Below are 1615 nucleotides of genomic sequence, written 5' to 3'. Positions count from 1 at the left end.
GGTACTGCACCCAAAAAGTTGGACAAAATATTCAGTTATTTTTGTTTAGTATTTTAAACTTTAAAGTCAGTAAATTTTATTACTTTTAGTGACTTTCATTCCTTACAGTTATTTTAGATTTTTCGAACTATTTAGTCAAGGATTTTTAAAAGGCGTAGCCCTTGTCCTTGACTAATATAGAAGAGAAATCTAAACTGTAAAAGGGAATGAAAGTCTCTTTTTATTTATATTTGTTTCTATTAATTTTTCTATAGTTTACGGGACTTAATCCACCTAAGTTCAACTTTATTCTTTCCTCATTATAATATTTTATATAATCTATAATAGCTTCTTTTAGTTCATATTTATTCTTGAAAGTATTTTCGAATCCATAATACATCTCAGATTTTAAAACTCCAAAGAAAGATTCCATAAATGCATTATCTGCCGATGTTCCTTTTCTAGACATTGATTGTTTAATTCCTTTTGCTTTAAGAATTTGTCTATATGTAATATGTTGATATTGCCAACCTTGATCACTATGTATTATCATGCCATCATATCTATTATCTTGAAGTTGCGATAACATTTCATACTGTTGTTCCATGTTAGGTGAGAATGAAATATTATAAGCTATTATCTCCGCATTATATCCATCAATTATAGGTGCTAAATAAACTCTATCCTCTCCAATCTTGAATTGAGTTACATCTGTATAACATTTTTTTAATGGTTCTGAGGCGAAGAAATCTCTAGCTATTATATTATCTGCGATTTTTCCAATTTCTCCTTTATATGAGTTGTATTTTTTAGTAGGTCTTACGAATGATAATACACCAAGTTTTCTCGTTAATCTTAAAACTTTTTTATGATTTACTATAAATCCCATATTTTTAAGTTCTAATGTTATTCTTCTATAACCGTATCTGTACTTGTTCTTTTCCTGAATTAATAGAATAGCTTCTTCTATATTTTTATTTTTTTTATCTTTATCTTCTTTATTTTTTGTATAATAATATGATGAACGAGATAAGCCTAAAATCTTTAATAGTATGTTTAATCTATGTGTTTCCTTTAATTCTTCTACTATTTTTGTTTTTTCTTCGTTTGAGATTGTTTTAACCTTATCTCCCTCAACTTTTTTAAAACTGCATTTTCCGCACGTAGGTACTCAAGTTCCTTCTCTAATTGTTCTACTTTTGATAATTCATTTTTTTCTATCTTTTTATTATTATTTTTCATTTTACTAGTTCTTCCTCTCGGTTTCTCTAGTATATTATACCCGTTTTCTTTAAATTTTGAAATCCAATTACTAAGTAGAGTAGGATTTGGTAATGCGTACTTTAATGAAGTAGATTTTATAGAATGTCCTAATATTAAAACCTCATTGATTATATCTAATTTCAATTCTGGTGGATAGTAATTATTTTTCCCCTTAATCAGCACTGTTTCACCATGTAAATCAGCCAATTTGACCATGTACTTCATATTACTAGGATCAATTTCAAATTTTTTAGATAGTTCCTTGTATGTGTATCCTCCTTTCTTAAGTCTATATATCTCTATCCTATTTTCATCTGTTAATTTCATAATAAATAGCCCTCCAAAATTTGTCCAAATTTTGGGGGCTATTACC

General features: G+C 27.5%; 1 protein-coding gene. It reads right to left on the bottom strand.

The features are described from left to right. Nucleotides 1–220: 220 nt before the first annotated feature. Nucleotides 221–1569, bottom strand: a protein-coding gene (locus PNO30_RS08170) for an IS3 family transposase (protein ID WP_271987958.1) whose coding sequence is annotated in 2 segments (ribosomal slippage) — nucleotides 221–1080 and nucleotides 1080–1569 — 1350 coding nt in all. Because the reading frame shifts where the segments join, the coding sequence is not laid out codon by codon here. Nucleotides 1570–1615: the final 46 nt, after the last annotated feature.

The organism is Gemella haemolysans (genome assembly GCF_028308085.1).
GTDB lineage: Bacteria > Bacillota > Bacilli > Staphylococcales > Gemellaceae > Gemella > Gemella haemolysans_D.
Note: the sequence above shows the minus strand (reverse complement) of the source record. Positions and strands in the feature narration are given on the sequence as shown.